This window comes from Corynebacterium sp. LaCa_23 (assembly GCF_058182375.1).
In genome coordinates this window covers 334,325-357,878 of sequence record NZ_CP190825.1, presented here as the reverse complement: position 1 = coordinate 357,878, position 23,554 = coordinate 334,325, and the positions used below count along the sequence as shown (strand labels likewise).

The following is a 23,554-nucleotide window of genomic DNA, read 5'->3' as shown; positions in this document are numbered from 1 at the left end:
AACCAGCCTACCCGCGGCGCGTGTGGGCAAAAAGTATCCCGCCGTTCCGGAGTGCGGAAACAGCGGGATAAAAGATTATGGGACCATTCTAGCTAATTAGTCAGAATCTTCTCAACTCCGAGGCCAGCCAGGGTATCAACACCCCAAACCAGCGCGGTCATGACAATCAAGAAGGCGAACGTGATGAGGGTGTACTGCAGCATCTCCCCACGAGTGGGCCAGACCACCTTCTTCATTTCAGAGACAACCTCGCCGGGGAATGCGGCGATGCCACCACCCGGGCTGTCGGTGCGGTTTTTATCCTCAACGCGGACGACGTTCTTCTTCGCCGAGTCCGTGGAGGTCGTGGAAGCCGCACCAGAAAGCTGACGCTTACCGGTGGGACGCGGGGCCGCCGAGCCGTTCGGCTGCTGCTCATCGCTCACAGCTAACCCTCCTTGGGAAATGAATTCTTTTTCTAGGCATGAATCTCCGCCCAGACATAACTTTGTCAACCCTAGCAAAAGCTGCACGGGCAGGAAAGCACGCCAGGCGGGTACGCCGCATCTGTGACAAAAATATCCCCGCCACCTGGAAAACCTGGTGACGGGGATTCTTGCAGGGGCGACAGGACTCGAACCTGCAACCTACGGTTTTGGAGACCGTTGCGCTACCAATTGCGCCACGCCCCTATTTTGTTATCCGTGACGCTTGAACGTCACGCGCCGATGACCTTACCAGATCCCTAATTCCGCACGGAAACCAGTGCTCCATTAAGGCCATAGGCACGGTAGTAAAAAAGCGCCGCAGTGGCGCTTTTCTTTCCCGGTAGCGATGGCGAGAATTGAACTCGCGACACAGCGATTATGAGTCGCTTGCTCTACCACTGAGCTACACCGCCATGGTGAACACCTTCATCCTGCAGGAAGATATTTCCTCCAGACATGAATGGAGCCCCCTGACAGAATCGAACTGTCGACCTTTTCCTTACCATGGAAACGCTCTGCCGACTGAGCTAAGGGGGCATATCCCAGCATCAAGCACGTCAATATTTCGTTGTGCTCTCCGTTGCGGACTTCAATAATGTAACCTGCCACCTCCACTTTGCACAAATCGCCACGTCAGCGCCCATAAGTGAGGAAATTTCTGCGGCTTAGACGATGGTGGTACTGCCTGCCCGGTGTGCTTGAATGAAAGGCATGCTGGATCATAAAGACTGTCTTTCTCTCGACGCCGCGAAGCTCTACTACAACTCTGGTTTTTCGCAGGCGGAGGTGGCGGCGCACCTGGGAATTTCCCGGCCGACGGTCTCCAAATTGCTCACCCACGCCGCCGAGCGCGGCTTTGTCACCGTGAGCATCACCGATCCCCGCGAGCAGTCCGATAAGCTGGTTTCTGCGCTCTGCGAGCGCTTTTCGCTTGCCGATGCCCGCGTCACCGCCACCCCTCCCGGCGGCTCCCTGCTTGCGGATTTAGGCAGCGCCGGCGCCGCCCTACTGGAAGAGCTCATTACCGATCACACCTCGGTAGGCCTTTCCTGGGGCGAGACCATGTCCGCGGTGGCCTCCCATTTACGCAAGCGTCCGCTAGAGGGCGTGGACATCGTCCAGCTCAAAGGTGGACACTCCCACTCGGAGCGCTCCACCAAGGATCTGCACACCATGCAGGCGTTTACCCAGGCCTTTAATGCCGAGGCGCACCTACTCCCCCTCCCGGTCATCTTTGATTCCGTCGAGGCCAAGGAGTGGGTCGTCCGCGACCGGCACATTTCCACAATCCTCGATATGGGGGCGTCGGTGGACGTGGCGGTATTTACCGCGGGGGCCATCGAAAAGGCGTCCCTGGCGCTGAACCTAGGCTATCTCACCGAGGAAGAAAGTGAGGAACTTCTCACCAATGCCGTAGGCGATGTCTGTTCCCGCTTTTATACCGCCGAAGGCACCATCGCCTCCCCCGCCGTGGATGCGCGCACCGTCGGCATCGGCTTGGACGATTTAGCCCAACGCCCCACTCGCGTACTCGTGGCCGGCGGACACACCAAAACCCGCGCCATCAACGTAGCCCTTGAGATGGGCTTGGCCACTCACCTCGTGACCGATCAATCCACAGCTCACAGGCTATTGGAGCTTAATTAGCATAAAACGCGTCACACTTAAGGAACATTTGTTAACCACCCCATTGACATTGGTTCCGGGCGGACTAGACTAACCCATGTACACACCCGAAGTTCACATGGAGGAGCACGTCAATGTCCGCCACCGACATTTCCACCCCGCACATCAACCCGCACGGCGCACCAATCGCAGAGACCATCCTGCTGCCCGGTGACCCACTGCGCGCGAAGTTCATTGCTGATAACTTCCTCGAAGACACCGTCCAGTTCAACGAAATCCGCAATATGCTGGGCTTTACCGGCACCTATAACGGCACGCCGGTATCCGTCATGGGCACCGGCATGGGCATCCCGTCCATCGGCATTTACTCCTGGGAGCTCATCCATAAGTTCGGTGCGAAAAAGCTCATCCGTGTAGGCTCCATCGGCGCGATGCAAGAAGACATCGAATTGCACGATGTCATCGTTGCTTCCTCTGCCTCCACCGATTCCAACTTCCTGTCCCAGTATGACCTGCCAGGCACCTACGCTCCCACCGCATCGTGGAAGCTGCTCAAGGCCTTGGTTGATGAATCCGAGAAGCAGAACCAGCACATTCACGTGGGCAATATCTTGAGCTCGGACATCTTCTACAACATGGACCAGACCGTCAATGACCGCTGGGCACACATGGGCGTGCTCGGCGTGGAGATGGAATCCGCGGCCCTCTATGCCACCGCCGCTGAGGCCGGCGTCGACGCCTTGGGCCTGTTTACCGTCTCCGACAACATCGTCACCGGCAAGCAGCTTTCCGCTGAAGACCGCCAGACCGCCTTCCGCACCATGGTGGAACTTGCTCTGCCGCTCAACGCCCTGGACTAAAAGGACCCCGCCGCCATGCTGAAAAAAGTTAAGGCCACCCCGGGTGAGCGCACCCAGGTAAATCCCAAGGCCGCCGTCCCCATTCTGCTGTTCGTCTTCGTCTTCTCCCTCATCATTGACAATGGTTTCAAGACGATGACCATGCCGATCGCGGAAGCGCTCGAAATTTCCGATAAGACCGCGTCGCTGCAGGCCTCCCTGGCCGGCGTGATCATTGGTATCGGTGCCGTTGTCTACGCCGCCTTGGCGGACTCCATCTCTATCCGGAAATTGATGCTTACCGGCATCGTTTTTGTGGCCGTGGGTTCCATCCTGGCCTTCGTCTTCTCCGGTTCGTGGGCCATGGTATTAACCGGCCGCCTGATTCAAACCACCGGCTTGGCCGCCGCTGAAACGCTCTATGTCATCTACGTGACCAAGCACTTGAGCGAGGATGATCAAAAGACCTACCTCGGTTTTTCCACCGCCGCCTTCCAGGCCGGCCTGCTCATTGGCGCGCTAACCTCCGGATTCATCTCCACCCACGTGTCCTGGACGGCGATGTTCCTCATCCCGCTCATCCTCCTGCTGACCATTCCGCCCATCATTAAGAATGTGCCGGAAGATGAGGCCGTGGAAAGCCACCTGGATGCGATAGGCCTGTTCTACGTTGCTCTCTTCGCCAGCGCGCTCATCTTGTTCATGCAGGATTACACCTGGTATTGGCTCATCTTTGCCATCGTTGGCGTTGCCGCATTCACCGTGCACATCAAGAACGCAAAGAACCCCGTGGTTACCCCGGAGTTCTTCACCAATGGCCGCTACGTGTGGACCATTATCATGGTGCTCTTTGTCTATTCCACGCAGCTGGGCTTTATCTTCCTGCTGCCGTTTGCAGCCCATGACATGCACGGCATGAGCTTGGATCAGGCCTCGCTGTTGATGGTTCCGGGCTATATCTGCGCCATCCTCGTCGGCATCTTCTCCGGCAAGATTGGCAAGGTCATGTCCTCTCGCGCCACCATTTACACCGCCTTTGGCATGGTTGCCGGCGCGCTCTTGTTCGCCGCGTTCTTCGCGCAGGTTCACGTTTCCGTGCTCATCATCGCCATCGTGGCCTTTGCCAGCGGCTTTGCGCTGATGTACGCCCCACTGGTCAACACCGCCCTGCGCAATATCAGCGCAGCCAAGTCTGGCATCGCCATTGGTTTCTACAACCTCACCATTAATATCGCCGTGCCCCTGGGCATTGCCTATACCGCCAAGCTGCAGGAATCCACCAGCTACACCACCACGCTGTTGGTCCTCACCTTCATCGCCGCCATCGGCTCTGGCCTCTATGTGGTCTCTGACCTCAAGATGGCCCGTAAAGAATCCGCTTCTATTTCCTAAAGGAGATAATCATGACTTCTCGCACTGACGTTGCTTCCTACATCGACCACACCCTGCTCAAGCCGGAGGCCACCCCGGAGCAGTTCCGCGCCTTGGTAGAAGAGGCCACCGAGCTTGGCACCTACGCCGTGTGCGTCTCCCCTTCCGCCCTGCCGCTCGAGACCCCGGAGTCCCTCCACGTCGCCACGGTCGTGGGCTTTCCTTCCGGCGCCGTCAAGCCGGAAATCAAGGCCGCTGAGGCCGCCCGCGCGGTTGCCGATGGCGCCGAGGAAGTAGACATGGTCATCAATATCCCGCTGGCCATCGAGGGCCGCGCCGAGGAGCTGCAGGCAGAAATCCAGGCCGTGCGCGATGCCATCCCAGGCACGGTACTCAAGGTCATCATCGAGTCTGCCGCGCTTTCCGATGCCGCCATTGTCCTCGCCTGCCAGGCCGCCGCTGCCGCCCAGGCGGACTTTGTCAAGACCTCCACCGGCTTCCACCCCGCCGGCGGCGCCTCCACCCATGCGGTAAAGCTCATGCGCGAGACCGTAGGCGACAAGCTGGGCGTGAAGGCCTCCGGTGGCATCCGCACCGCCGAGGATGCCCTCGCCATGATCGAGGCCGGCGCCAGCCGCCTGGGGCTATCCTCCTCCGCCAAGATCCTCGAGGAGCTTTAAGCCATGTCTGTGGATAAGACCTTCGATATCGACTACGCCCGCACCTGGGCCGAACACGATCCGGATGCAGACACCGCCCGCCAAGTGCTGACTTGGATTGAAGAAAATAACTCCGAAGAACTCGCCGCCGCCTTCGCAGGTCCCCTGAACTTTGGTACCGCGGGCCTGCGCGCTGCCGTGGGCGCGGGCGAATCCCGTATGAACCGCGCCGTAGTCATCCGCACCACCTACGGGCTTATTACCTGGCTCAAGCAGCAGGTGGATACCCCAGTCGTGGTCATCGGCTGCGATGCCCGCCACGGCTCCGCGCAGTTCCAGCGCGATGCCGCGCAGGTTATCTCCGCCGCCGGTGGCAAGGCCCTGGTCCTGCCCGCGCAGAACCCGACCCCACTGACGGCCTTCACGGTCCGTTCCCTGGGCGCGGACGCTGGCATTATGGTCACCGCCTCCCACAACCCGCCCGCCGATAATGGCTACAAGGTGTACCTGGGTGGCCGCGTCGCCACCGGCCCGGGCGAGGGCGTGCAGCTCATCTCCCCGGCCGATAAGGAAATCGCCGCCGCCATCGCTAAGGCCCCCTATGCCGATGAGGTCCCGCTCACCTCCGATCACATCGAGGACGTCGATACCCGAGCGGAGTACCTCGACCGCGCCGCCGCGTTGGTCGGTGAAAATACCGATATCACCATCGCGCTGACCGCCATGCACGGCGTGGGCGCCGAGCTGGGTAAAGAACTGCTGTCTCGCTGCGGCTTTAGCGTCTCGCTGGTGCCAGAACAGGCCGCTCCTGACCCGGATTTCCCTACGGTCTCCTTCCCCAACCCGGAAGAGCCCGGCGCACTGGACCTTGGCATTCAGCATGCCGAGAAAATCGGTGCCGATATCCTTATCGCTTACGACCCCGACGCCGACCGCTGCGCCGCCGCCGTGCCTACCGATGGCACCTGGCGCCAGCTCAGTGGCGATGAAACCGGTGCCTTGCTTGGTGATTACCTCGCTCGCCGCGGCGCTACCGGCAACTTCGCCAACTCCCTCGTATCGTCCCGCCTGCTCGGGCGCATCGCCGCGCACTACGGCCTCGGCCACGAGGAAACCCTGACCGGTTTCAAGTGGATCGCCCGCACCCCGGAGCTCGCTTTCGGATATGAAGAAGCCATTGGTTTCTGCCCCAATCCCAACGCAGTGCGCGACAAGGACGGCATCTCCACCTCCGTGGTGCTCGCCAGCCTCGCCGCCGAATGCAAGGCAGCCGGAAGCAGCCTCCTAGACCGCTTGGATGATATCTACGCCACGGTCGGCGCCCTGCACACGCAGCCGCTGACATTCCGCGTCGAGGACTTGAGCCTGATTACCCAAGCAATGGACAAGGTCTCTACCACCCCACCGACCGAGCTCGCCGGTTCCCCGGTGTCCAAGGTGGAAAAGTTTGCCCAAGGCTCGAAGTTCTTCACCGATAACGATGACCGCGTCATCGTTCGCCCCTCCGGCACCGAGCCCAAGCTCAAGTGCTACCTGGAGTCCCCCGACGCCGGTCGCCTCGATGCCATCGCGGCCGACCTGCGCGATTACTTCGGGCTCTAAGCCGGCGCCTACTGGAAACAGTTTTATGGGCCAGCAGGATTTCGCCACCATAGCGCGAATCTGCTGGCCCATAAGGCTTTATAAGGCGCCCTAGAGCACAAGGGCTCTTCTTTCCCTTCACGGGAAGCGCCCAACTCGGGCGAGCCCTGGTGCCATCAGGTCAATTACTTAACATCCAAGTATTCGACTAGTTCTTCCGCGATCTTTTTCGCACCCGTTGGGCCGAGGCCCAAGAACCAGAGGTCATCGCTGACGCGGAAGGCCTTGCCACCCTTCACCGCTGATAGATTCTTAAATTGTTCGGATTCGACAATTTTGTCCTCACCAGTGGCCGATGGATCACCGTAGCTGGAGTAAAACAGGTAATCTCCGTCTGCTTCAGAAATGGACTCTGGAGAAATCTCCGCTGCCAGCTCATCAATGTCCTGGTTTTCTGGGCGAGCCAGTCCTGCATCGCGCAGAATGACACCGATGAGGGACTTATTGGCGTACAGGCGGATCTTGTCTGGCATGAATCGAAGCATGGAGACCGTCGTGTCCTTCGGCATTTTCTCCTTGATTTGAGCCAAGGTATCCGCATAGTCGTTGAGGATATCGACGGTTTTCTCCTCTTCACCGAGCGCGTCACCGATCAGCCGGAAGTCTTCCTTCCATGGATAGCCTGGGCGGATAGCCAACACGGTCGGCGCGATATCGGAAAGCTGCCCGTACAGATCGTCCACGCGCAGCTGGCTGCCCACAATGAGATCAGGCTTTAGCTCCGCGATTTTTTCGACGTTCACCTCTTGAATGGTGCCAACCGAAGGTACGTCTTTCACCTTGTCAGCCAGGTAATCCGGCACTGGATTCGCACCCTTAGAGGTAACCATGCCTACCGGCTTAATCCCCAAGGACAGCACGGAGTCGAGCTCGCCCATGTCCAGCACCACAACGCGCTCTGGCTTCTCTTTGATCTCAGTTTCACCATTGGCGTGTTTAATGGTGCGCGGGAACTGGCCGGGCTCAGCGTCAGTTCCCAACTTAGCGGTTTCTTCATCTGCGGTACCAAAGCGCTCACCACTATGGGAGACGCTTTCATTGCCCGGACCACCCTTGGATTCGTCATTTTCGGCGGCACTGCAGGCAGACAGTGACAAGGCAATGGCGACGGCGGCAGCCATGCTTGATAGCAGGCGTTTTTTGTTGAACAATACTTCTGACATAATGGTTAGCCTAAGCTAACTTACTTATTTGTTGAAAATAATATGACGCATACCAAATCAACGCTCCCCCCAATGGGTGTACCGAATGCTCGTCGCCGCAGGTGGCGGGTCGGCGTATTCCTTGCACTTGCACTTCTGCTAATGGTGCTTCTGATTGTGCTCAGCCTATTCATCGGCGCGCAGTCTTTTAGCCCCTCTGAAATAGTCGCAGGCCTCCGCGGTGGCCCCGGCAGCGGCACGGCTGGAGACATCCTCTACGAGCGACGAATCCCACGCACCGTCGCCGCCATCCTTGCGGGCACTGGGCTCGCGGTCGCCGGCTGCATTCTCCAAATCATCACCCGAAACCCGCTGGCAGATACCGGAGTATTCGGTATGAACGCCGGCGCCGCCTTTGCGGCCGCGCTCGCACTTAGCGTGTTCGGACTATCTTCGCCCATAGCTTTTACCGCCGCCGCCTTGATCGGCGCGAGTGGCACCATGCTATTAGTTGCGCGCCTAGGACGTGACGTGTCTGGAGCCATTGATCCGCTCCGTATCGTCCTTGCCGGCGTGGCGTTAAGCGCTGTGTTCGAAGGCCTTTCTGAAGGCATGTCGCTCCTAGATCCGCAAGCCTTCGCCCGAATCAAGGCGTGGATGGTGGGCAGCATGGATATAGCCGCTACCACCCCGCTTTATCTCATGGGGTGTGGATTGGCTATCGCCGCAGTGATGCTACTTTTCCTAGCACCCCGCCTGACCGTCCTGCCGCTAGGTGAACACGCTGCAGAAGCACTTGGCATCAACGTAGCCCAAACCCGCGCGCTGGCCCTCTTTGTTGTATCTTTGCTCGCCGCAACAACCACTGCCGCAGTCGGCGTATTAGCATTTGTCGGCATGCTTGTCCCCCACTTGGTCCGCCAAGTGGGCATCACCAATGAGCGCGATCAGATTTGGATTAGTGGGTTAATCGGTCCAAATCTGCTTCTCTTCGCCGACATCATCGGGCGGCTTATCTTGCCCGGCGAATTACCCGCCGGAGTAACCGTCGCGATAATCGGTGCTCCTTTCCTCATTTTCCTTGCACAACGCAAGCAGGTGGTTCTATGAGGCCCACAGAACTAGACGCCACGAGGACCGCTACCACCTCGGTACGCACCATCGCTGCGCGATACCGCCGCCGCGAAACAATTGTGCTTTTTGTGGGCATCGCCGCTGTCCTTCTCGCTGCCGTCGTAGCGCTGACGTACCCTGGCGCAGGACTAGATCGCGTGTCGGCCTGGCAGGCGCTTATTCACCCCGACTCCGGCTTCGGCACCACCGTAATCTACGAATGGCGCTTGCCCAGGGTCACCGCTGCCATCGTGGTAGGAGCTGGCCTCGCTATCGCCGGCACACTTTTTCAGACCGTAACCCGCAACCCGCTGGGCTCGCCCGATATCATTGGTTTTAACACCGGTGCCTATACCGGGGTGATCGTGGTGAGCTACTTAGGATTTAGCAGCTTTATTAACGTCGCATTAGGGGCGGTGATTGGGGGCGGGATTACCGCGCTGATCATCGTCGTCCTGGCCCTGCGCAGGCAGGTCAGCGGCATGCGACTCATCCTGGTCGGTATCGGAGTCTCCCTTACGCTCTCCGCGGTCAACCGTTACCTCATCTTGAGCGCAGATTTGGACACGGCCATGGCTGCGGCCACGTGGGCTGCTGGTTCGCTCAACGGCATTGAATGGATTTTTGTCGGCCCAGCGGCCATCGTGCTGGCACTAATCATCGTGCTAGCTTTCACGTTGAGGTCGCGTTGCGAGGCCCTAGAGCTTGCCGATGACACCGCCTACTCCCTCGGCCTAAATGTAACCCGCACCCGCCTTGTTCTAGTGTTCCTCTCTGCCCTTTTAACAGCACTGTGCACCGCGCTGGCCGGTCCGATTTCTTTCGTAGCCTTAGCGGCACCACACCTGACAAGGTTCCTTACCGGTGGCCAACGAGTCAGCCTCCCTGCTGGTGCACTTATCGGCGCCACCTTGCTATTGGTCTGCGACATCATAGGGCAACAGCTTTTCCACCCCACCATGCTTCCGGTTGGCGTCGTAACCGTCACCTTGGGCGGCACGTATCTGATCATCCTCATGCTCTTCGCGCACCGCACCTACCGCAGGTAATTTTGAAAGGACTTTTCCCATAATGGCTTTCCCAGATTCAGACAGCGATGGAGACATCGCGGTAGCAGTACAGGGCGCTACCATCACTTACGGTGACTTCACCGCCGTAAACAACGTAAGCGTGGACTTCCCACGCGGAAAGTTTACGTGCATTATTGGCCCCAATGGCTGTGGCAAATCCACGCTTCTGCGCGCTATGGCGCGAGTATTGCCCACAGAGGCAGGCACTATTTCCTTAGCAAACAAACAGATTGATTCTTTCGGCCGCAAAGAATTATCGCGGCGCATCGCGCTCATGGCCCAAGATGCAATAGCCCCTGAACACCTCACCGTGACGGAACTGGTAGCACGTGGCCGGTTCGCACACCTAGGGCCGCTAGGGCAGCGCAGCAGCCAAGACTTCGACAAGGTATCCCAAGCAATATCGACGGTGGAACTGGATTCGCTGGCTGACCGGCGAATGAATGAATTATCCGGCGGTCAACGCCAACGCGCTTGGTTGGCCATGGCGCTAGCCCAAGACACCCCAGTGCTCTTACTAGATGAGCCCACAACCTTTTTGGATTTGGGCTATCAGCATGACTTGCTCACTCTCGTGAGAAACCTCAGCAAAAACGAGCACAAAACAGTCATCGCCGTAGTACATGACCTCCAGCAAGCGATACGTTTCGCCGACCATATAGTAGCGATGCAAAGCGGGCAGTTAGTCGCCCACGGAAATCCCGTGGACATAATCACCTCAGAACTAATTGAGCACCTATATGGCCTACCCGTAGAGGTTACCAAGGCTGGGCAGCAAGGACGGACAGTAATCATTCCAGACTGAAGTTTGAAGTGTCCCAGGTTTTTCCTCTGAGTAGACGGGAAATCTAAACTAGGGCCTGACCCCCGGAAAGTAGACACATCGGGGGTCAGGCCCAGCGGATTCATAAGGCCTTGGACTACGCCACCCCACAAGAAGTAGAAACCGAATACTATCTCACTCAGCCCATCAACACAGGGTCGTAAACGGAGCGGAACTCAACCCAGGACGCTTCAAAATTTGGGAATCACCTACCCGTGGCCATTTCCTCTTTATCTTTATCCGGCCATACCGTCACTGCTTTGTATGTGTAGTAGACACATGCCACGAATACAACAATATTTCCAAAGATGATCCACTGCGGTATATCATTCGGCAGAACTATCTCTAGAACAGCACTCACAAAGCACATCATTGCAACGTTTGTACTCAACGCAATGATCAGCATTCTACGTCCAAGGCCCATTTTTATCCCCTTACTTTTTCGTGTTTCCTATATTTATCCGCACTGGTCAGCGGCTGTTATGATAGAACCAGATGCGCTTGCCATGGTAGCTGCAGCCAGCGTAGGCCCAATAGGGCCTGTGAGCGGTGCAGAGGCGACCCCGACTGCAGCTGCTGTAGTCCCTCCGATCCCTACGAGGATGGTCCCCGCACACCCAGCAGCAGACCGAGTCTGAATGAGGGTTGCGTCGACCAACTCTGGATCAACATTCGTTGAATACTTTGCAGCGATCTGGTTGCCCTCTACCGAGTATTCGATGTCTACTTTCTCTCCAGTGGTGAGAGTCTTTGAAGTGGGCAGAGCTTCTTCTTTGCCATTCGGGCTTTCTACAACTACTGCGTCTGCTTCTTTATGAACATTGCCGTTTACTATTTCAGCGGAGTATCCACTCTCATTAGCGTCATTGATTACGAGAAGTGCCTGTTGCTCCTCCTGGGCCTTAGCAATCCTTTCCTTAAGGACATCATTTCCCGTCCCTATGTTGGTTGACTGCTGAACCTCGTTCTGAGGAGTTTCTGCGGATGTAGCGACTGGCGCTGGTGCGAGTACAGAAGCTAGTGCGATAGAAGCAGCAAGCTTAGTTCCGAACTTCAAGGAAAAACCTCTTTCTGAATTCTGGAATACGAATGAACTCAGGTGGATGATAAGGTCTGCGATCGTCCTGCGCAAGACATAACTGGAATATCCCCTTTTGACCTTTAAGGGTTAAGGGTTAGAAAGTGTGTCTGGGATCGGGGATTTTTAGGTTCTGACCTGTAGGTTAGCGTGAAATATATGCTTTGGGAGCATATATCTGGCCTCAACACGGTAAATCCCCAGTGTGGCTGCCAGTCTGTGGTAGTAGGCGGTAGTGTGGTGACTCAATGCCAAAGAACCGACCACGCTGCTACTGCGGCGGTGATACCAAACGCAATGGAACAACCAGCAAAGGCACTACCCGATGGCGATGTAAGGCCTGCGGAGCCTCAGTCAATAAAAGTCGGCCAGATGTCACAGTAGCAGACCACCAGTCCCGTTAGACCCCGAGCGTAGCTACATTCCCACTATGCACAGTCCTTCACTTGCATACTTGGCAAGCATTAGACTTGCATGCACAGCGAGTGTTACACTTGCCTTAGTTGCAAACCAGGGAAGTTGGCGTTAGGGAGAAGAACGATGAGCGACGACCTTAAGATCATTCACGACGTTCAAAAGCGCACCACGTGGAAACAGAGCTGGTGGGCGGTGGCGATAGTGGCGCTTGGCGTCGGCGGCGGTCTCGCGCTAACCAAGCTGTCATGGTGGTACGGCCTCGCGGTTCTTGTACCGACGTTCGTTCTGGGCTATCTCCTCAAGGATAAGATTGCAAACCCATTCGTGCGCCTCGATCCAAATATGGGTCCGAGCAACGATCACGCAACCTGGTCACGAGTATTGCTACCCGGTGCAATGATCATGTCTACAACACCGACGCCGGATTCATGGCCCTGGATAGTGTTCTCCGGAGCGGTAGTCACTGCAGCTACCGCGTGGATGTTGTATGAGAACCGCAACGCCGCTGTAAAGGGTGTCAATGTCTAAGGATTCTTCACCACGCCCAGCAAAGCTGGATCCGGTCATCCACCCCATCAATCGGCTTAAAATTTGTGCCGCGCTGTTCCATTCAGGCGCAACCGACGGCAGGCAGATGAAATACGCCGTGCTTGCAGAACTCACCGAGCTTCCCGCCGATACGCTGTCCAAGCAGTTGAAACATCTTGAGGACAGCGGCTATATCAGCCGCACCCGCGAATATGGCTCCACGCGCGCGAAAGACGCCGTCTGGGTCGCGTTGACTCAGACTGGAACAGGAGCCTATGCACAGCACGTTGCCGCACTTAAAGCCATGACAGAGGGCTCATAGGCTGCGCAGCCACTGCATAATGTGCTGCCACAACTGCAGAAATTCGAGGTAGCCGTCACTCCCCGGGAAGTGCCCACCGTTCTCAATGGTAGTGAGCGGAGCCGAGAAAACGTCGGCAAGCGTGATGGCTGTATCTAAAAACAGAACTGCCCGACGATCCCGTAGAAATCGCCAGGCAGTCCAACTGGGGCCAGGACCAACTCGCCAAAGTACAAACCCTGACCCACAACGAGAACCAAGCCGACCACGAAACAGGACGACCAACCCTCTACGACAACGCTATCGACACCAACTACACCCATTCAATCGGCATCCAAAAAGGCCAAATCTAGCCCAAGCGACACGCCGAGCCAGACACACATTTTGACCCTTAACCCACCTTTAAGCCCCAAGACACACTTTTTGTCGCATATGCCACGAAGCCCCGCAAGCTTCAGCTTGTGGGGCTCCATGTTGTGCCAGGTAGAAGATTCGAACTTCTGAAGGCAATGCCGGCGGATTTACAGTCCGCTCCCTTTGGCCGCTCGGGCAACCTGGCATGCACTCTGTGGTGCGTGTATGTACTTTACTATGAAGCACCCACCTACCTCCAAATCGCCAGCGCAGCAGGGAGAAATGGGGTGTGTAGGAGGGGGCATCGACAAGCAGCTAGCCCACGCGGCGGACGGTGTAATCCGCGAGCTGGCGCAGCGCTTGGCTAGCGGAATTTTCCGGCAGTACGGAAAGCTGTTCTTCTACGGTGCGCAGGTAGGCGTTAATGTCCTCTAGCGCCCTCTGACGGCCGCCAGACTGGCGCAGGAGCTCGATAGCACGCTCGACCTCAGCATCGGTTTCTAGGGGGCCTGTCAGCAGCTCACGCAGCTGGTCGCCCACCTCGCCGTCTTCCTCCAAGGCGTAGAGGACCGGGAGGGTAAACACGCCCTCTCGCAGGTCGGTGCCCGGGGTCTTTCCGGAGTCTTTCGGATCGGAGAAGATATCGATGACATCGTCCACGATCTGGAAGATCATGCCGATGGCACCGCCAATGCGGTACAGGGCCGCAGCGTGGTCGGCCGAGGCGCCGGAGTGGTACGCGCCGAGGTAACCGGCAGAGGCGATAAGCACCGCGGTCTTTTCCTGAATAACGGCCATGTAGTGGTCCACGGGGTTGGCTTCGCCGGCACCGATGGTCTCGCGCATCTGGCCGGTCACCAGCTCTTCAAAGGTATCCGCAAAGTGGCCTACGGTATGGGTATCTAGTTGGCTCATCAGGCGGGAGGCGTGTGCGAGGAGGGCATCGCCGGCAAGGATGGCTACGGAGTTATTCCACCGAGAGTTGGCGGATTCCACGCCGCGGCGGCGGTCCGCCTCATCCATCACATCATCGTGGTACAGGGTGGCAACGTGCACCATCTCCACAACGGTGGCGGACTTAATAACCTCTTCACAGCCCGGTTTGGCGCCGTACTCAGAGGCAAGCAGTGCCATCATCGGACGAAAGCGCTTGCCACCTGCCTTGGACAGATGGCTTACCTTGTCCTTCAAGAAGTCCTGGCCGCGGTCAGTTTCACTGCGCAGCTTTTCTTCTACTGCTTCCATGCCCGCGCCAATGCGTTCATTAAGCTGTGGATCACCAAGATCCACGTGAGTGGCATGCGAGTGGCCGTGAGTCATTAAATAGCGTTCCTTGCAATTAAAAGCCAGAGATAATCGTTTATCTACCGTAGTCCAAACCAGCCCCCTTAACACACTTGAGGGGTTGAACTAGTGCAATGATAGTCCCTATGTCGGAACAGATCGATTCCCCCCGCCCTGTCGAAGTCGCCATCATCGGTGCAGGACCCGCAGGAAGTGCCGCGGCCATCCACGCCGCCCGCGCTGGCTATGAGACTGTCCTCATTGATTCGTCCACCTTCCCCCGCGATAAAACCTGCGGCGATGGGCTCACCCCACGGGCAATGCACCAGCTAGACAAGCTTGGCATCACGGTTAACGCCTCCTACCGCAACCGCGGGCTTAAATTGCATGGCTACGGCGGGGACGTCACCGCCCCGTGGCCGCAGACCTATCCTTCCCAGGTGGGCACCGCCCTGCCGCGCTTTAGGCTCGATGCACAGCTGGTAGAGGCAGCCACCGCCGCCGGGGCCACGCTTATCTCTGGTACCCCCGCGAGCGCCCCGGTCATAGAGGGCAACCGCGTGACCTCGTTTCGCATTGGCAAGCAGATTATTCGGCCGAAATGGCTCATCGTGGCTGATGGCGTGCGTTCTACCTTTGGCAAGCAACTGGGCCGCACCTGGCACCGGGACGAGGTCTATGGCATCGCCGCGCGCTCCTATGCCGCCTCCCCTCAAGCAACCGAGCCATGGATGCACTCGCACGTGGAATTAAAAGATGAAAATGATGCAGTCCAGCCCGGCTACGGGTGGATCTTCCCGTTGGGAGCAGAGCTTGGGCAGGTCAATATCGGCGTCGGCGCGCTGTCGACCGCGCAGCGGCCGGCCAAGATTAATACCAAAAAGTTGCTGGAGTTCTACGCAGCCCAGCAGCGCGCCGAGTGGGGCCTTGGGGACATCGAACACGTCACCTCTGCTCTGCTGCCCATGGGCGGGGCGGTCTCTAATGTGGCGGGGGCCAATTGGATGCTCATTGGCGATGCCGCCGCCTGCGTCAATCCCTTAAACGGCGAGGGCATCGACTACGGCCTCGAGACCGCAGCGCTCGCGGTGGGCATGCTCGGGCCGAAGGATTTCACCCTCGCGTGGCCGGCCACCCTGCGCGAGCACTACGGCGAATCCTTCCTCCTTGCGCGCACGGCCGCCCGCCTGTTGACCTACCCGCAATTCCTGCCCGTGGCGGGCCCATTGGCGCTGCGCGGGCCGGTGGGCCGCTTGCTGATGCCCGCCGCAGCCCGCCTTATGGGCAACCTCATCACGGAGGAGGACCGCGACCTTATCGCCCGCCTGTGGCGCATGGCGGGCCGCAGCGTAGGCGCCGTCCGGCGCGATACGCCCCTGTGGGCCTCCACCGCGGCGGTCTAGGCGGGCTACAAGGGGTTACTGTGGGGCATCGGCAAGCGGCTTCGTTGCCGAGTGCAAGGCAACGATACCCAGGGTGAGGTTTTGCCAGCCCGCGTTGGCCCAGCCATTGCGGTTGATGGCCGCCGCCAATTCCTCTTGTCCAGGCCAAGCGCGGATGGATTCCGCGAGGTAAATATAGGCATCCGGGTTGGAGGAGACCACGCGCGCAACCGGGGGCAGCAGGCGCATGAGGTATTCCTTGTACACGGTGCCAAATACCGGGACGATGGGCGTGGAAAATTCCGCCACCGCCAGGCGCCCGCCCGGTTTGGTCACGCGCGCCATTTCCCGCAGGCCCAGCTCGTAATCGTGGATATTGCGCAGGCCATAGGAGATGGTGACGGCGTCAAACGTATTATCCGCAAAGGGCAATTTCATGCCATCGCCGGCCACCTTGGGCACATCGCGCTCGCTTCCGGCGGCGAGCATGCCGCGCGAAAAATCGCAGGCTACGCACCACGCACCGGATTTAGACAGCTCTTCTGTAGATACCGCGGTTCCGGCCGCGAGGTCGAGGACCTTCTCCCCCGGCTGCAGGTTAAGGCGCTCGCGGGTACGCTTGCGCCAGCGCTTGTCCTGCCCAAAGGACAAGACGGTATTGGTGAGGTCGTATTTTTCGCCGACGGCGTCAAACATGCGCGCGACGTCGAAGGGCTTTTTATCCAGATCTGCCTTAGACACAAATGCCTAGTCTAGGCTACGCGCGCCCCAAGGGCACGAGCCGCCCACCGTGGCAGCTCTGGGCGCTGCCCCAAAATGGTCAGCGGCACCCGGCGGGTATCTTCTAACACCTCTTCGTAATAGCCCACCAGCTGCTCGCACAGCGCGGTCCACGTCTTAGAAGAAATGGCGGCGCGTGCATTATCCCGCAACTCCGCATGGATCTCTGGGTTTAAAAGCGCATCGACGGCATTGGGCAGGTCCTCGACAAAGCTATCCACGTCTAAGAGCAGGCCGTTATAACCTTCCTGGATAAGATCCACGGGCCCGCCTGCCCGCGGGCCGATGGTGGGCACGCCAGAGGCCTGGGCCTCCTGGATGGACTGGCAGAAGGTTTCAAATTCGCCGGCGTGCACAAAAACATCGAGCGAGGCATAGGCCTGCGCCAGCTCCTCACCGCTGAGCGCGCCGGTAAACACGGCGCCGGGAAGCTGTGCCTCCAGCAGAGGGCGCTCTGGGCCGTCACCAACAATAACCAGCTGAATATCCTCGCGGCCATTGAGTGCGGACAAGCGGTGCACGCCCTTTTCCGCGGCCAAGCGGCCGACGAAGCCGACGATGTTCTTCTTTCCACTGCGGTCCCAGTTGCGGCGCAGACTAGCAGAGCGCTTTTGGGGATGGAAAAGCTCAGCATTGACGCCGCGGCCCCAGTGGCGCACGTGTTTAATGTGGTGTTTTTCCAAGTCCCGGATGGTCAGCGAGGATGGCGCCAAGGTCATCTGGCAAGAGTTGTGGATCGTGCGCAGCCACTCCCACACGGCGTAGGCCAAGGCGGAGGCATGGTACTTGGTGGCGAAGCCTGCGACATCGGTTTGGTAGAGCGCCACTGCCGGAATGCGCTGTTGGCGGGCCGAAAATGCGCCCGCTGCACCCAACACGAACGGGCTGGCTAGGTGGATGATATCGGGCCTGAATTTCCGCAACGCGTCATCCACGGCCGTGGTTGGCACGCCCACCGGCAGCGAATCCACCAGCGGCACGCGCACGGTGGGCACGCGGTAGATGGGAAAGCCTAAATAATCGGGGATTTCTTCTTGGCCCTCGCGGGCACCGGGAGCGATGACAATCGCGTCGTGTCCGGTTTCGTGCAGGTGCTCCAAAACGCGCAGCACCGAGTTTGTCACGCCATTGACATTGGGGAGGAACGATTCGGCCACGATTGCAACTCGCATGCCACCATAATGGCCTATTTTTCTTGGCCTTTGGTGAATCCAATGAAAAATCTGGGTAAATTATTTTTCAGCGCGATTTTCAGCCCGGCGGGTGGTCACGGTGATAAGCCACCACAACCCCACGGCGGCAAGCGTAGATACAACCGCCACGGACAGCGCCGGTATGACCGCCAAGGTCCACTCGCGGCCTTCTACCTTCACCAAATCCGGGTTGTCCTCGGCGTACTGCACCCATACCTGCTGGCCCTCGCCCAGATCCGTCGGATAGAGCAAGCCTTGCCGTGGGGAATGATAGATCCCATCGCTATCTTGGAAATCCACGGTAGTGCGCAGCGCGCCGACGTCCTTGACCGTTGCCAAGGCCCGGCTAGGCTGCGCGGAAATGGCGCGGTCATTGAGGAAGGGCCCTACCACCAGGCCCACCGACCCCACGATCAGCGCCACATAGATGGCCAGCACAAGCTGGTGCAGCCGGCGCCGAAAAACCGCGGGCCTATAGCGCGGGGCCACTTACTGGCCCACCTTCTGCGTGAGCTTATCCTGCAGCGCCCGGCGCGTGGCACGGGTGGTCTGCGCCTCCACGATGGTAATGCCCGTGGAGTATTCCTTGAGCTCTGCCAGGGTATCCAGCAGCTCCTGCGGGGTGGTCACCAAGCGGTGGTCGGCACCATACGCCTCCGCCAGCTTGCCGATGCCCACCCCATGCGGCGTGCCAAAGGCCGGCTCGAAGGCATCGCGAAGCGCGGGCGCGCCTTGCTCCAAGGTCTCGAAGATGCCGCCGCCATTGTCATTGGCCACCACGATGGTGAGGTTTTCCGGCCGCGGCTGGTCCTCCGGGATCAGCAGCCCATTGGCATCGTGCAAGAAGGTCACATCCCCTACCAGGGCCATCACGCGTGGGGCGCGCCAATTGGTGGGGTCCAGCGATTGCGTGGCCAGGGCGACGCCGATGGCTTGGGAGACGGTGCCATCGATGCCCGCCACCCCGCGCGGGGCGTAGGTATCCACGCCGTCAAAGGGCATACCGATAAGGGAGGCATCACGCACCGGATTCGAGGCGCCGAGCACCACCGTGTCATTGACCGCGAGCGTATCGCCTACCGCCGCCGCTACGTGCAGGCCGGTAAACCCGAGCTCTTCATCCTCCAGGGTTGTGCGCACGGCCTCGCCGGCCATGTCGGTCGCGCCCTGGCAAATCTTGAGCCACTCGCGGCTTGGCTCCCCGGTGGTCTTGACAGTGGTGCCAAGGCGCGCGTTATCCCCGCGCTGGTTGGTAAAGTCCGCCGTGCGCGAGAGCACCACGAGCTCGATATCCGGGTCATTCATCAGCGCGAGCACGCCGCGATGCAGCGTGGGATGGCCCACCACGATGACCTGCTCGACCTTGGTATTGACCACATAGTCATTCGCGGAAACCTGCGCCTTGCGGAAAATATGCGCCGCGGCCGGGTGCACGGGGTGGAACGGCCCCGGCGCGGAGGGCTCCGCGATGGTCGGCACGTCTTCTAAGCCCTCGACCTCCCAGGCCTCATCGCCGGCGATGACGAGGGTATTTTTGCTCAAGTCCACCGCGACCTCGCCGTGGTCATAAAACCGCGGGGTGGCCGCGCGGGTGCCATCGCCACTTACCCGTTCCGGCAGGCTATCTCCTACCAGGGGTGCGTCAAAGGCGATATTGATATGCACCTGGAGGTCGCGCTCAAACCGCTCCGCAAGGGCGGCGATATCCTCTGCCGCATTGACCTGGGTGGTATCCGCATAGACGCCGAAGATGCCATCTTGCACGATGGTTTGGGAGGCACCGGTGCCGATCAACCGCTCTGGGCGGTCCGCGCTGATTATGGCCAGCGGGGTATGCGAATAGTGCGCCTCAACCACCGCGGGCAGCGTATTGGCCACGGCCGTGCCGGAGGTCATCACCACCCCGACGTGGCGGTGTTGCACGCGCGCCATGCCTAAGGCGGTAAACGCGGCGCCGCGCTCATCAATGCGGGTGTGCACCCGAATATCCTCGCGCGCGAGGAGCGCGAGCGACAGCGGTGCGTTGCGGGATCCCGGGCACAGCACCACATCGGTAAGGTGGCGCGCTAATTGGGCGGCCACCTGTTCAGCCAGCTGCATCGATTCATTCATGCTGCCAGATTTTACCTACTGCGGCGCAGCGGCTGGCAATCGGCAAATGGCATTCCCGCCGCGCCTTGCCGTGCCGCGCCGCCGCCCTGCCTATATCCGGTACCGCTGGTTAGCCCTGCTGCTGGTTGCCGCTATTGCCAAAGAGATCCCGCAAGAGGCGCTCCACGTCGAGGTCATCGCCTTCTTCCAGGCGGTCCTGAATTTCCGGTGGCAGCTCGGTAGGAATATCTTCAGGGAGTTCGTCCTGCAGCTTTGGCAGATTGCGCAAGCGCTCAGAGATGCCGGGGCCCGCATCCTCGGTTTCAGTCACCGTGGTGGGCACCTGCGTGGTCGTGGTTTCCGTCACCGGTTCTGGCGCGGGCTTATCGGCATCGCTCGCGGCATTGCGCCACAAGAAGAACAGGGCGCCCGCTGCCAGAATGGCTACCACGGCGATGGCGGCAAAGACCCCGGCCATCCCGCCGTTTTTCTTTCCCCTGCCGCGCTGGTCCGGGTCATAGTCCGACGGCACCGGCTCATACTGCTGCTGGGCGTATTGTTGCTGGCCATACTGTTGTTGGCCGTACTGCTGCTGGCCATATTGCCCGCCGGGCTGCTGGTAGTTTTGTTGGTAATTCTGCTGGTAATCGGCGTTCGCGTCGAATTGCCGCGTCTCATTCTGCGGCTGCTGCGCGCCCGGGAAATACTGCTGCGGGCGCTGGTTGCGGGCATTACCGCCCGCATTATCTGGAACGCGGCCTATCTGGCGCGTGGCATCCTCGGCCGGGCCAGACCACTGGCGGGTCTCGTCAGTGCCGCGGTCATCATTGTGAGAGCCGTTTCGGCCATTGGAACCGTTTTCACCAAAGCCATTATTTGTCATGCCTACCAGATGTACATCATTTTTCTGTGAGTTCCCAGGGAATCTCCCAGATGCCAGCGCCGAACCGGGGAGAGGATGCTAGCTCTGAGGTTGGCGTGCCCGCAGCGCACTGCCGGTCGCGGTATCTTCCGCGGCCAGCTGGCTTGGGGTGGCATCGGCGATAATCTGCCCGCCGTCCGCACCGGCACCGGGGCCCATCTCAATGATGCGGTCCGCGCTCGCCAGAACGTTGAGATCGTGTTCGATGACGATCACGGTATGCCCGGCATCGACAAGCTTGTGCAGCTCCGCATTGAGCAGGGCAATATCAGCCGGGTGCAGGCCGGTGGTGGGCTCATCCAGCATGTAGACCGTGTGCCCGCGCCGCGAATTGCGGGAGCGCTGCAGCTCCGTGGCGAGCTTGATGCGCTGCGCCTCGCCACCGGAAAGCTCCGGTGCGCCCTGCCCTAAGCGGAGGTAGCCCAAGCCCACGGCCTGCAGCGTGGCGATGGCGCGATGGATCTTTGGTTCCTCAGCAAAGAACTCTGCGGCCTCATCCACGGTAAGCTCCAGCACCTCTGCGATGCTGCGCCCGTGCCAGGTCACCTCGAGGGTCTCATCGTTGAAGCGGGCACCGCCGCATTGCGGGCAGGTGGTATAGGAACCCGGCAAAAAGACCAGTTCTACTTCGATTTTTCCTGCGCCACCACAGGTGGGGCACTGGCCCTGCTTGACGTTGTAGGAAAAGCGCGAGACCGTCCACTTGCGCTCCTTGGCCTCCGGGGTGGAGGCAAAGAGCTTGCGCACGTTATCGAAAAGGCCGGTATAGGTGGCCAGCGTGGACCGCGGGGTGCGGCCAATGGGCTTTTGGGAAATCTGCACCAGACGGGAGACCTTATCCAGGCCCTCTACCCCGGCAAGCGAGAACTCGTGGCCGCCCTCGTCTGCATCATCTTTATCCTCATCCGCCACGGCGGTGGCGGATTCCTTGAGGGTTTCTGCCAGCACGGTGCTTACCAGCGTCGACTTGCCGGAACCCGAGACCCCGGCAACAGCGGTAAATTGCCCCAGGCCAAAGTCCACATCGAGCCCGTCGATGCTGCGCGCAGAAATGTCGTGGAGGCGGAGGTGGTTGGAGGGGGTACGGGGGGCATCGGCAAGCGCGAGCTCACGCTGCGCCAAGGCGCGGGCGGTGGGGGTATCGGCGTCGTAGTCCTCGACCGGACCGGAATAGACCACCTTGCCGCCGCCCTCGCCGGCGTAGGGGCCGACGTCCACGAGCCAATCCGCCTGGGCCACCAGATCCATATCGTGTTCTACCAGCAGCACCGAATTGCCGGCGTCAATAAACCGGCGGCACATGTCCAGCACCGCCCCGCGCTCATCGGGGTGCAGGCCGGCAGACGGCTCATCGAGCACATAGGCCACGCCAAAGAGGCCGGAACGCAGCTGGGCGGCTAGCCGAATGCGCTGCAATTCACCCGCCGAAAGGCTCTGGGTGGGCCGGTCCAAGCTGAGGTGCGCCAGCCCCAACTCTAGGGCAGAAGTCAGCGCCGGCAGCACCTGTTTGAGCAGCAGATCCTCTGCGGAGTTTTCCTCCGGTTCCTGCGCGCTGAGCACCTCATAAACCTGGTCCAGGGGCAGCGCGCCCAGCTTATCGATGCTCATTCCCGCATACGTCACCTTGAGCGCCCGCGGGTTCAACCGGCGGCCGTGGCAGGTATCGCACTCGCGGGATTCCATGAAGGACAACGTGCGCTTGCGCAGCGATTCTGATTGGGTCTCCTGCAGCGTCTTGGTGAGGTAGCTGGCTACCGAGCGCCACGTGCCCTCATAATTGCGCTGGATCTGGTCCGCGCCGCGCAAGGGCTTCACAGTGACCACGGGGCGTTCTTCCGTAAATAGGATCCAGTCGCGATCTTCCTGCGGCAGGTCTTGCCAAGGCGAATCCAGGTCATAGCCCAAGTTCATGAGGATATCGTGAAAATTCTTGCCCGCCCACGCACCGGGCCAGGCCTTAATGGCGCCTTCCTCAATGGACAAGGTGGGATCGGGCACCATCGATTGCTCGGTGGGCTCGTGCACCACGCCCGCGCCCTGGCACTGCGGGCACATGCCCTCTGGGGTATTTGGTGAAAAGGCATCCGAGTAGAGGCCCTCAGGGTTATCCCCGGCGCGCGAGTACAATAAGCGCACGCTATTAGATAGCGCGGAGACCGTGCCCACCGTGGAGCGCGCCCCGCCGCCAGAGGTGGATTGCTGCAGCGCCACCGTGGGCGGCAAGCCCTCCACTTGGCTTACCTGTGGGTCCACCGCGGAGCTAATGAGCCGGCGCGCAAACGGCGCCACCGATTCCAGGTAGCGGCGCTGCCCTTCCCCGTGGATGGTGCCAAAGGCCAGGGAGGACTTTCCGGAACCGGAGACTCCCGTCACCGCCACGAGTTGGCCGCGCGGCATATCCACATCGACGTTGCGCAGGTTGTGTAAGTGGGCATCGCGAACCTTGATTGTCATGACCACAATCCTACCCGCG

General features: G+C 59.7%; 21 protein-coding genes, 4 tRNA genes and 2 pseudogenes. 13 read left to right on the top strand and 14 right to left on the bottom strand.

The annotated features are described in order from the left end of the window. Nucleotides 1-92: 92 nt before the first annotated feature. The 4 genes from secE to ACP8IT_RS01835 form a co-directional block, all read right to left on the bottom strand. Nucleotides 93-425, bottom strand: a complete 333-nt coding sequence (gene secE, locus ACP8IT_RS01850) for a preprotein translocase subunit SecE (protein WP_023016713.1) — start codon at nt 423-425, stop codon at nt 93-95. Between the two features lie 173 nt (nt 426-598). Next, nucleotides 599-671: transfer RNA gene (locus ACP8IT_RS01845), tRNA-Trp, on the bottom strand. Between the two features lie 137 nt (nt 672-808). Then, nucleotides 809-880 (bottom strand) — tRNA-Met (locus tag ACP8IT_RS01840). Between the two features lie 48 nt (nt 881-928). Further along, nucleotides 929-1,004: transfer RNA gene (locus tag ACP8IT_RS01835), tRNA-Thr, on the bottom strand. Nucleotides 1,005-1,178: 174 nt separating this feature from the next. Between ACP8IT_RS01835 and ACP8IT_RS01830 the strand changes: the two genes are divergently transcribed. The 5 genes from ACP8IT_RS01830 to ACP8IT_RS01810 all read left to right on the top strand — a co-directional run bounded on the left by ACP8IT_RS01830 (nt 1,179) and on the right by ACP8IT_RS01810 (nt 6,564). Next, nucleotides 1,179-2,114: a sugar-binding transcriptional regulator gene (locus ACP8IT_RS01830; RefSeq protein WP_490290291.1), complete on the top strand. Its 936-nt coding sequence runs from the start codon at nt 1,179-1,181 to the stop codon at nt 2,112-2,114. A gap of 113 nt (nt 2,115-2,227) precedes the next feature. Continuing rightward, nucleotides 2,228-2,953: a purine-nucleoside phosphorylase gene (gene deoD / locus ACP8IT_RS01825; protein WP_284628539.1), complete on the top strand. Its 726-nt coding sequence runs from the start codon at nt 2,228-2,230 to the stop codon at nt 2,951-2,953. 15 nt (nt 2,954-2,968) lie between these two features. Next, a complete protein-coding gene (locus ACP8IT_RS01820; protein ID WP_284628538.1) occupies nt 2,969-4,324 on the top strand; it encodes an MFS transporter in 1,356 nt (451 codons plus the stop codon). Nucleotides 4,325-4,335: 11 nt separating this feature from the next. After that, complete coding sequence (gene deoC, locus ACP8IT_RS01815; protein ID WP_490290290.1) at nt 4,336-4,983, top strand: deoxyribose-phosphate aldolase; 648 nt, start codon at nt 4,336-4,338, stop codon at nt 4,981-4,983. Between the two features lie 3 nt (nt 4,984-4,986). Next, complete coding sequence (locus tag ACP8IT_RS01810) at nt 4,987-6,564, top strand: phospho-sugar mutase (RefSeq protein ID WP_490290289.1); 1,578 nt, start codon at nt 4,987-4,989, stop codon at nt 6,562-6,564. Between the two features lie 164 nt (nt 6,565-6,728). Here the strand turns inward: ACP8IT_RS01810 and ACP8IT_RS01805 are convergent, their stop codons facing one another. Next, nucleotides 6,729-7,766, bottom strand: coding sequence for an ABC transporter substrate-binding protein (locus ACP8IT_RS01805; protein ID WP_284611438.1), 1,038 nt, complete (start codon nt 7,764-7,766; stop codon nt 6,729-6,731). A gap of 141 nt (nt 7,767-7,907) precedes the next feature. Here ACP8IT_RS01805 and ACP8IT_RS01800 point away from each other — a divergent pair, with 141 nt between their 5' ends. From ACP8IT_RS01800 to ACP8IT_RS01790, 3 genes are read left to right on the top strand one after another with little or no spacing between them, the layout of a single operon-like run. After that, nucleotides 7,908-8,855 carry a FecCD family ABC transporter permease gene (locus ACP8IT_RS01800; protein WP_005276827.1) on the top strand — a complete coding sequence of 316 codons (948 nt, stop codon included), beginning with the start codon at nt 7,908-7,910 and terminating at the stop codon, nt 8,853-8,855. Then, nucleotides 8,852-9,907, top strand: coding sequence for a FecCD family ABC transporter permease (locus ACP8IT_RS01795; protein ID WP_237791537.1), 1,056 nt, complete (start codon nt 8,852-8,854; stop codon nt 9,905-9,907). The genes ACP8IT_RS01800 and ACP8IT_RS01795 overlap by 4 nt, the downstream gene beginning before the upstream one ends. A 22-nt stretch (nt 9,908-9,929) precedes the next feature. Beyond that, the gene (locus tag ACP8IT_RS01790; RefSeq protein ID WP_490290288.1) at nt 9,930-10,733 is read left to right on the top strand and encodes an ABC transporter ATP-binding protein; all 804 of its coding nucleotides are present in this window, start codon (nt 9,930-9,932) and stop codon (nt 10,731-10,733) included. A 475-nt stretch (nt 10,734-11,208) separates the two neighbouring features. Here ACP8IT_RS01790 and ACP8IT_RS01785 read toward each other — a convergent pair whose 3' ends face one another. Beyond that, a complete protein-coding gene (locus ACP8IT_RS01785) occupies nt 11,209-11,883 on the bottom strand; it encodes a hypothetical protein (RefSeq protein ID WP_034666810.1) in 675 nt (224 codons plus the stop codon). A 194-nt stretch (nt 11,884-12,077) separates the two neighbouring features. Between ACP8IT_RS01785 and ACP8IT_RS01780 the strand changes: the two are divergent. From ACP8IT_RS01780 to ACP8IT_RS01765, 4 genes and pseudogenes are all read left to right on the top strand, one after another. Continuing rightward, nucleotides 12,078-12,215: pseudogene (locus ACP8IT_RS01780) on the top strand (transposase-like zinc-binding domain-containing protein); the annotation flags it as partial. A 154-nt stretch (nt 12,216-12,369) separates the two neighbouring features. Continuing rightward, on the top strand, nt 12,370-12,774 hold the full coding sequence (locus tag ACP8IT_RS01775; RefSeq protein ID WP_005276821.1) for a hypothetical protein: 405 nt from the start codon (nt 12,370-12,372) through the stop codon (nt 12,772-12,774). Then, nucleotides 12,767-13,096, top strand: coding sequence for a transcriptional regulator (locus tag ACP8IT_RS01770; RefSeq protein WP_005276819.1), 330 nt, complete (start codon nt 12,767-12,769; stop codon nt 13,094-13,096). The genes ACP8IT_RS01775 and ACP8IT_RS01770 overlap by 8 nt, the downstream gene beginning before the upstream one ends. A gap of 125 nt (nt 13,097-13,221) precedes the next feature. Next, nucleotides 13,222-13,428, top strand: a pseudogene (locus ACP8IT_RS01765) (IS1249 family transposase); the annotation flags it as partial. 124 nt (nt 13,429-13,552) lie between these two features. Here ACP8IT_RS01765 and ACP8IT_RS01760 read toward each other — a convergent pair. Both ACP8IT_RS01760 and ACP8IT_RS01755 read right to left on the bottom strand, forming a co-directional pair. Continuing rightward, a tRNA-Tyr gene (locus ACP8IT_RS01760) sits at nt 13,553-13,634 on the bottom strand. Between the two features lie 110 nt (nt 13,635-13,744). Continuing rightward, entirely contained in the window at nt 13,745-14,749 is a 1,005-nt protein-coding gene (locus tag ACP8IT_RS01755; RefSeq protein WP_005281118.1) for a polyprenyl synthetase family protein, read from the bottom strand. A 98-nt stretch (nt 14,750-14,847) separates the two neighbouring features. Here ACP8IT_RS01755 and ACP8IT_RS01750 point away from each other — a divergent pair, with 98 nt between their 5' ends. Further along, nucleotides 14,848-16,116: a geranylgeranyl reductase family protein gene (locus ACP8IT_RS01750; protein ID WP_490290287.1), complete on the top strand. Its 1,269-nt coding sequence runs from the start codon at nt 14,848-14,850 to the stop codon at nt 16,114-16,116. A 15-nt stretch (nt 16,117-16,131) separates the two neighbouring features. On the opposite strand, the gene ACP8IT_RS01745 is transcribed toward ACP8IT_RS01750, so the two are convergent. The 6 genes from ACP8IT_RS01745 to ACP8IT_RS01720 all read right to left on the bottom strand — a co-directional run bounded on the left by ACP8IT_RS01745 (nt 16,132) and on the right by ACP8IT_RS01720 (nt 23,535). Continuing rightward, nucleotides 16,132-16,836: a demethylmenaquinone methyltransferase gene (locus ACP8IT_RS01745; RefSeq protein ID WP_023016699.1), complete on the bottom strand. Its 705-nt coding sequence runs from the start codon at nt 16,834-16,836 to the stop codon at nt 16,132-16,134. 11 nt (nt 16,837-16,847) lie between these two features. Beyond that, nucleotides 16,848-18,047 carry a glycosyltransferase family 4 protein gene (locus ACP8IT_RS01740; RefSeq protein WP_023030077.1) on the bottom strand — a complete coding sequence of 400 codons (1,200 nt, stop codon included), beginning with the start codon at nt 18,045-18,047 and terminating at the stop codon, nt 16,848-16,850. A gap of 60 nt (nt 18,048-18,107) precedes the next feature. Further along, nucleotides 18,108-18,557 (bottom strand): DUF3592 domain-containing protein, encoded by a 450-nt coding sequence (locus ACP8IT_RS01735; RefSeq protein WP_490290286.1) that lies wholly within the window; start codon nt 18,555-18,557, stop codon nt 18,108-18,110. After that, on the bottom strand, nt 18,558-20,180 hold the full coding sequence (gene menD / locus ACP8IT_RS01730) for a 2-succinyl-5-enolpyruvyl-6-hydroxy-3-cyclohexene-1-carboxylic-acid synthase (RefSeq protein WP_023030075.1): 1,623 nt from the start codon (nt 20,178-20,180) through the stop codon (nt 18,558-18,560). Nucleotides 20,181-20,289: 109 nt separating this feature from the next. Next, complete coding sequence (locus tag ACP8IT_RS01725; protein ID WP_490290285.1) at nt 20,290-21,042, bottom strand: hypothetical protein; 753 nt, start codon at nt 21,040-21,042, stop codon at nt 20,290-20,292. A gap of 78 nt (nt 21,043-21,120) precedes the next feature. After that, nucleotides 21,121-23,535 (bottom strand): excinuclease ABC subunit UvrA, encoded by a 2,415-nt coding sequence (locus ACP8IT_RS01720; protein WP_490290284.1) that lies wholly within the window; start codon nt 23,533-23,535, stop codon nt 21,121-21,123. Nucleotides 23,536-23,554: the final 19 nt, after the last annotated feature.